Source organism: Pseudomonas sp. R5(2019) (genome assembly GCF_009905435.1).
Taxonomy (GTDB): Bacteria; Pseudomonadota; Gammaproteobacteria; order Pseudomonadales; family Pseudomonadaceae; genus Aquipseudomonas.
Window position 1 is genome coordinate 132,912 of the sequence record NZ_JAAAMT010000012.1, and the last position, 7,354, is coordinate 140,265.

Below are 7,354 nucleotides of genomic sequence, written 5' to 3' on the forward strand. Positions count from 1 at the left end.
CACCCATCTCCATTTACACCGATATTGCGCGGGGGGCATTTGTGGGAGCAAAGCTTGCTCGCGATGACGTCGGCCCAGGCACCATAAACTTGCGAGGGCAGACGCGCTTACAGACTTACTGCCTGGCTCGCCGCGCCTTGAAAAACTCACTCAAGATCGCTCCACACTCCTCGGCCAAGACCCCGCCCTCATAGAGCACTCGGTGATTCAGAAATCCCTGGGTAAAAAACTGCCCCTGGCTCTGCACCACCCCAGCCTTGGGCTCCAACGCCCCGTACACCACCCGATTGACCCGTGAATGCACGATCAAGCCCGCGCACATGCTGCACGGCTCAAGGGTCACATACAGGGTGCTGCCCGGCAGTCGGTAGTTGCTCGCCGCCTGGGCGGCGGCACGGATGGCGACCATCTCGGCGTGGGCGCTGGGGTCGCTGCCGCTGATCGGGCAATTGAACCCGCGCCCGATGATCTCGCCGTGCTGGACCAGCACCGCGCCCACCGGTACCTCGCCCATGGCCGCGCCTTGCGCCGCCAGCGCCAGGGCTTCGCGCATGTAGTGTTGGTCCATGCTGCGGTCGATGATCTGTGGCTGGCGCATCAAACCACCTCGATCGCCGCCATCAGGCCGGTTTCCATGTGGTCGATGACGTGGCAATGGAACATCCAGGTGCCGGGGTTATCAGCCACCAGGGCCACCTGGGCACGCTCGTTCTTGCCGAGCAGGTAAGTGTCAGTGAAATACGGCTCGACGATGTCACGGCGATTGGAGGCGATCACCTTGAAACTCATGCCGTGCAAGTGAATCGGGTGCTGGTACTGGGTCATGTTCTTCAATTCGAAAATGTAGCTCTTGCCCTTCTGCAGGGTCGCAATCGGCCGGTCGGCGCAGGTCTTGTCGGTAATATCCCAGGCCTTGCCGTTGATCTGCCAGAGGCTCGGCGGGCGGCCATTATCCACGCCCACCGAGACCGATCCTACCCATTCGAAATTGAAGTTGAGCTTTTCGGCGTTGGCCACGTCCGGCTCGGCGACCGGGTTGGCCGGCAGCGCCTTGGGCCATTCGCTGTCGGGCGCCTGTGCGCTGGCGACCGAGCGCAATGTACCGAGCCGAACCGGGCCATCGCGCAAGGAGATTTCCTCGCCGACGGGCGGCATCTTGAGCGCCAGGCAGATACGCATGCCCGGGCCCAGCCAATACTCTTTGCCCAGTGGCCGCGGGGTGATCGGGTTGCCGTCCAGCGCGTACAGCTGCGCTTCGTAGCTGCCGCGCAGATTAAGGCGGTAGGTCGCCGTATTGTCCAGGTTCAACAACCGCACGCGCACGATCTGGCCGGCCGGCAATTCAACGGCGGCCTTGTGCACACCGTTGATGCTGGTCAGCCGCCCGAGCGTACCGTTGCGCGCGGCTTCGCGAGGAATGCTGAAGGGCAGGAACGCGCCCTCCTCGTCCACATGCCAGTTTTTCAGGCTCAGCGTGGCCTCATGCTTGAAACCGGTCGGTTCGCGCTCTTCGACGATCAACGGCCCGACCAGGCCGCGACCCAGCTCCTCACTGCTGCTCACATGCGGGTGATACCAGTAGCTACCGGCGTCCGGCACGCGGAATTTGTAATCGAAGTACTCGCCCGGCAACACCGGCAGTTGCGACACATAAGGCACACCGTCCATTTCCAGCGGCAGGCGAATGCCGTGCCAGTGAATAGTGGTCGGGACCGGCAGGTGATTGATGAAGCGCACCCGCAACCACTCACCCTGACGCACCCGCAATTCGGTACCCGGTGCCGAGGGTCCGAACGCCCAGGCCGGGGTCTTGTGACCCGGGACCAGCTCCACGTCCAGCGGCGCCGCGATCAGCTCATAGTCGTGGCCGGCATTGGGGTCCGTCCGGCCCAGCCAATAACGCGTCGCGCCACCGGCTCCAAGGCCAACCACCACCAGGCCGGTCAGCCCCTTGAGCATTTGTCGACGGGTAAAGGACATGAACGCAGGTACCTCGTATTTCCAGAACAATTGCATGCCAGTGCCGGGCTCGGCGCTGGCGAGAAGGGCGAATACGATACACCTGCATTTGCGAAAGCTTAAGTGAAGAGTTACCGCGAATCGACCTGTGCCTGCACAAACATATACCGCTGGACCATGGCTGACGTGCCGTCCAATCGAGCTTTCGTCGACCCTCCTGGTTGGCCCCGTTAGAAAAAGTGGTCCCAATGCCTGACGACTTCACCCCACACATCCTTCGCCCGGTCGACTTTTCGCTCGACGCCTGGTCACCCTCATCCGTGCAGGATGTCGGCCTCATGCTCGATAGCCGTCATCCGTGGCAAACGAGCCGCAGTACGTTGCACCAATTGCTGGAGCAAGCGCCCGGTGTCCGGGCCTCGATCCGCCAGACGCTACGCGATCATCTGCTGCTCGACGCCGAAAACAGTTACCTGCTGAGCTCAAGCAAAGACGACAACCAACCCCCGATCTTCATCAACCTGGCCTGCCTCTGTGAGTTTGTCCGCCAGCACCCGGACTTGCCTGCCGATCTGGACCAACACTGGCGAATAGCCGGCCTCCCCGCTGGCCATGCACTGGCCACTCTGAGCCCCAATGAACTGGTTGCGAAACTCAAGACCGTGCATTCGCAAGCCGCTGTTCTCCAGCACTGGGCCGCCTATTGGGATGAACGAGCGCCCGGCACCCCGCTGCCCCGCCGAAATCATGCCATCGCGCAGTATCGCGCCCATTTCCAGGCGGCGATCAACGCAGCTCTTGCCCACTATCAACTGAGCCTTGAACAACTGCGTCCTGCCCAAGCGGTCATCGACAGCCCCGAATGGCTGCGACTCGACAATGAAAAGCTCTACATCGAAACCCTGAAACTTCCCAAGCCCGGAGCCCTGGTGATATCGGCGCATGGCACCCAGGCGCCGCAATTGCTCTACCTGCCCTGGGATACTCTGCCCCTGCGCTGGTTTGGCAGTCGCCTGGATATGGAAACCTTCCTGCACGACCAGGGCTCTTCCTTGTTCGGTCAAACGCTGACAGGGCATCCGCTCCAGTATGTCGGCTCGGACAGTGGCCTCGCCGCAGGCGCCCTGGAGATCCTCGAACACTGGCGAAACCGACTTGTCGCAGCACTTCAAGCCGACCATGGCAGCGACCTGGCAAGCCAGGCCGAGTTCGCCCTCGACAGCGCCGACTTGCTAGACCTGCATCGCAGGAACCCCGGCGTGTTCGCCGAAGCCCCGGTGGTGACACTTGAGGAGACCGAAGGACTGACTGACTCATTTTTCGACTTCGGCTCGCTCTACCAGGACATCCCCTACGAGATCCGCCTGCAACAACTCGGCACCCAGAGCAAGGCCCTCGCCAACCTGACCGAATCAGAGTGCCAGACTCTGGCCGCACTGCATGAAGCGCTAATCCAGGTGCGCAGCGATGCAGACACCGCGGCCAAAGCCCTGCTCGCAGAGATCCACCTGTATCAGAGCGGACACCGCGAAGCGCTGCTGCGCCCCCTTTACGACGCCCGGTGCTCCGCACTACGCCTTGAAGCAAGGATTCAGCGGCTGCTCGGTCAGATCGACACCGATGAGTTGGCAATGATCGAGGAGATACTCGCTGCAGCGCCCGCCGGCCTGCCTTCGAGCTCGACCACCGTGGCGGTCTTCCCTGAGCTGAGCGAGCCCGCGGGCGCGGGATTGAAGGCCTTGAACGGGGTGATCCTGATTACCCGCAGAGCCGTGCTGGATGACCCGCTCAGCGAACTTGGCCTGCTGGTTTACTGGCCGGGCATCGGCGGTGGATTACTGCGATGTGCCAACCGCAGCGCGCTGCTGAGGTACTTCGGGATCCCAATGCACGCCAGCCAGTCGCTATTGCTGAAGCCGGCGGGAGACGATCCGATCAAACAAAGCCTTGACCATCAACTGCAACACGCCGCGCAACTGTACGTCAGTGCCCGGGCCAATCCTGCCAACACCCCAAGCGAACTCGCCACTGCCCTGCAGGAACATCACGCCCTGATCCTGAGTCAACTGCAGGTACCTGTGCATGATGCGCGTGATCTGGCGTACACCTTGCTCAACGAGCAGCAGCTCAGCGCAACGCTTTACGACAGCCTGCCGAACTGGTTGCGCAACCTGTCCGAAGAATTTCGCCAACCACTCAAACCGCTGATCAACGACTACATTATCGCCATGCGTCGTTCACTCAACCTCCTTGAGCGCGACTTGCCTGCACGCCCACTGTTCAACCAGGCTCGCCTGACCGAACGCTTGTGCAAGGATTTCCCAGACTTTGATGGCAGCGCCATTATTCTGAACCTGCCCGAATCGGTGAGCTTCAGGAAAGAACCCGTTGCGGGCGGTGGAGCTCCCGGAACCCCACAGAAACTGGTACCACTCGTCAGCAAAAAGCGCGTTCGCCTATCCCTCGCGGAGCTGGCGATGACCCATATCGATGACACGACTCGCCTGCGCCTGAACTATCTGGAGCTTGAGCCGCAAACGGGTGATGCCACGCTCAAACAGGCCCTGCTCGACACTCTGAACCAAACCTACCTGATCAACCTGATCGAGTCGCTCGACCTGGCACAGCTGTACGAAACACAGATACTCGCCACCTATCGCGGCATTGGCGAAGACCGATTCGCCCGGGAGTTCCGTCGCGAATGCCTGCGCGAGCCCTTGCGGCTCATGCTGCACATGCAGGCGATCTACGCTCGCGCCAACGGAACACTCAGTGAGGCGGCTTGCTCATTATTAAAGATCGCCACCGATGCCCAAAGCGCTCGTGCGTTCAAAGCCCAAGGCCATGACCTGCAATTGCTCCCCGCCTATCTGGCCCCGGGCGGCAGCGATACCGACAACCGACCCACCACGTTGTCCGGGGTCACCTTCATCCATGACCGCGCCAGCAAGCTCACCTTGCTTTACCTGCCTGATCATCCGCTCAACCCGGTCCTCTCATACAACAGCCTGGAAAGCGCGCGTACCGGTCTTTACGAACTCAGCAAACAAAGCGGCATGGATCAATACCTGGCCAGCCGAGCCCTGCTGGGCGACCCGGACAGACATGTTCAGCGAATCCGGGAAGCCATCGAAAGGGGTTTTGACGCGCTGATTGGCGTTGGAGTCCCCTGGCCCTCCACCACCTCGCTGGCGCAGCACCTGTTTGATGCTCATCAGGGTCGCGTTCTGGAAGCGCACCGGGCAACGTCGAGAAGTAACCAGACGCTCTGGCTGGAGAATTTTGCCTACCAAAGCGGCATGATTTTCAACTACCTGAAGATTGCCCTGGGGCTTGTGCCCTTTGTCGGCACAGCCATTGCGCTGTATGACTTTTTCGACGCCAGCGCGACAGCGGCCAAGGCTCTGATTGCCGGTGAGGTCGGTAAATCACTGGATGCCCTGGAGCAGGCTTTGCTGGCGCTGACAGATGCTGCCGTGGACTTGCTACCGGGCGCCGGCAAAGCCGCCAGCGTCCGGCGTGTGACATTGCTGCGTCAGCAACGCAAGCTGACCAGCGGTGCGCTCACTGTGGCAACTGGCAATTACACCCTGGAGCGCGCGGCACGCTTTGCCGGTTACGAGCATGCCAGCCCGCCCTCCTTGCTCAACCTGACACCTGCCACTCAAGGACGCTATCGCGGCATTTATCAGCATGCCGACGGCGACTTTGTGCTTGTCGCTGGCCGCACACATCAAGTGACATGGGATACCAGCCTGGCCACCTGGCGCCTGAAAGGCACTCGCCTCAAGGGTTACCAACAAGCCATCGCCCTCGGCCTGGATGGGCAGTGGGATACCCACGGCCATCTCTATGGTTTGCTTGCCAAGGGTGCCGGGGGCGGCGGCGGTGGCAGTATTGGCCGTCTGCGCCAACGTCCCTCCGTTCCCGTGCACCAGGACGTACATGGCCCTTATGATCTACCGCAAATACATCGCGAAGCCTTGCAGCAGGCGGCGATATATCCACGTGCTTTCAAACCGGGTTACCAGATCCTTGGCGATCCTGCCAACGAAGCTGCTCACCATGCACACACCGAGGCCAGCATTCGCCTTGAAACGGACTCGACCGCCCACCTCGCCCGGCCTGAACGCTTTCCCCGGCGCCCGCGAATCCCCACGCTGGCAGCCGATGCCTCGGGGCGGGCTATTTTGAATGAGATTTATGCATCCAGCAGCGGCCTGGTGATCGGCGAAGTGCATAGCTCCATTGCCAGCAAGCAATTTCTCATCGACAACATGGCAGCCTTGTCTGATCTGCAGATCAAAACCCTCTACCTGGAACACCTGCTCAATGACCTGCACGCCGTCGATATTGCCCGGTTCAACCGCCGCGGAAGGTTCAGCGATACCCTCAAAGAGTATCTGCAAGTACTCGACAGTGGGCACAGAACGGACAGTGAAGGGATCTACACCTTCCAGAGCATCCTGGAACACGCTCACAAACACGGGATCCGGATACAGGCCCTGGACAGTTTGCCGTCTTATCGAATCGGCGAGGATGGCGACCGGATCAAACTGTTCAATTTCCACGCACAATCAATCATTCGGCTCGATCAGCAACTCAATCCAGGCAAATGGATCGCCCTGGTGGGCAATAGCCATGTCAACACCTTCAACGCCACGCCAGGCGTCAGCGAATTGAGCGGCGCCATAGGGCTGTATGTAAGAGATGCACCCGCCATGAGCACGCCCTCGGTGGGCGTCGATCTCGGTGGGTTCTTTCGCAAGGGCATGCACTTGGAGTTCAAACGAGTCCAGGCCGATTTACGCCTGAACCTGCCGACCCGCACGGGCACAGTAATCCGGGTTGATGATTCGAAGTTGTCCCGAGCGGGTGACTTCAGCATCGGGCCGGAAGAAGAGAAATTAGTGTTGGTCCATCTCAGCCACAATCACGAGCGAGTCAGAACCCCGATCGAGCACCTGGACAATGGCCGACTGCGCATCAGTCGGCCAACGTGGCCCAGCGTTGATCAAGTCGAGTACAGGAGCTTGCCTGGACTCGTCAGCGCCTTGAACGCAATGGGCATGCGCCTGGTGCATTGATCTACCTGAAGTGAAGGTGCCAGCCATGGCTGGCACCCCAGATTGATGGCAAACCCCTGTAGGAGCAAGGCTTGTCGGAGCGCCGAACCGCTGCGATGCAGCCCCCGCGTTGTATCAGGAACACAGCGGCGCCTGCATCGCGGGCTAGCCCCAATGCCAGTCAGTTAAGGAACTGAACTCCGCAGCTTTTGTAGGAGCGGACCTGGCCGCGATGGGCTGCGCAGCGGCCCCGGCGATTCTGAAATCACCTACAATCGCTGGCTCAATCGCAGATACCAATGGCCTCAGGGGCCGCTGCGCAGCCCATC

At 60.8% G+C, this 7,354-nt stretch carries 3 protein-coding genes; 1 reads left to right on the forward strand and 2 read right to left on the reverse strand.

Annotation, left to right across the window (positions count from 1 at the left end; genetic code table 11):
* Window positions 1–115 precede the first annotated feature (115 nt).
* Together tadA and GUY40_RS10865 are read right to left on the reverse strand one after the other, a co-directional pair.
* Window positions 116–598, reverse strand: coding sequence for a tRNA adenosine(34) deaminase TadA (gene tadA, locus GUY40_RS10860; RefSeq protein ID WP_166568958.1), 483 nt, complete (start codon window positions 596–598; stop codon window positions 116–118).
* The gene (locus GUY40_RS10865) at window positions 598–1,980 is read right to left on the reverse strand and encodes a multicopper oxidase family protein (protein ID WP_166568959.1); all 1,383 of its coding nucleotides are present in this window, start codon (window positions 1,978–1,980) and stop codon (window positions 598–600) included. Before GUY40_RS10865 ends, tadA begins: the two co-directional genes overlap by 1 nt.
* Before the next feature lie 227 nt (window positions 1,981–2,207).
* On the opposite strand from GUY40_RS10865, the gene GUY40_RS10870 reads away from it, so the two are divergent.
* Window positions 2,208–7,046: a dermonecrotic toxin domain-containing protein gene (locus GUY40_RS10870; protein WP_166568960.1), complete on the forward strand. Its 4,839-nt coding sequence runs from the start codon at window positions 2,208–2,210 to the stop codon at window positions 7,044–7,046.
* The last annotated feature ends 308 nt before the right edge of the window (window positions 7,047–7,354 follow it).

Excerpts from the sequence above, each read along its gene's own strand:
- tadA (WP_166568958.1), bottom strand. The coding sequence starts at position 598 with ATGCGCCAGCCACAGATCATCGACCGCAGCATGGACCAACACTACATG.
- GUY40_RS10865 (WP_166568959.1), bottom strand. The coding sequence starts at position 1,980 with ATGTCCTTTACCCGTCGACAAATGCTCAAGGGGCTGACCGGCCTGGTG.
- GUY40_RS10870 (WP_166568960.1), top strand. The coding sequence starts at position 2,208 with ATGCCTGACGACTTCACCCCACACATCCTTCGCCCGGTCGACTTTTCG.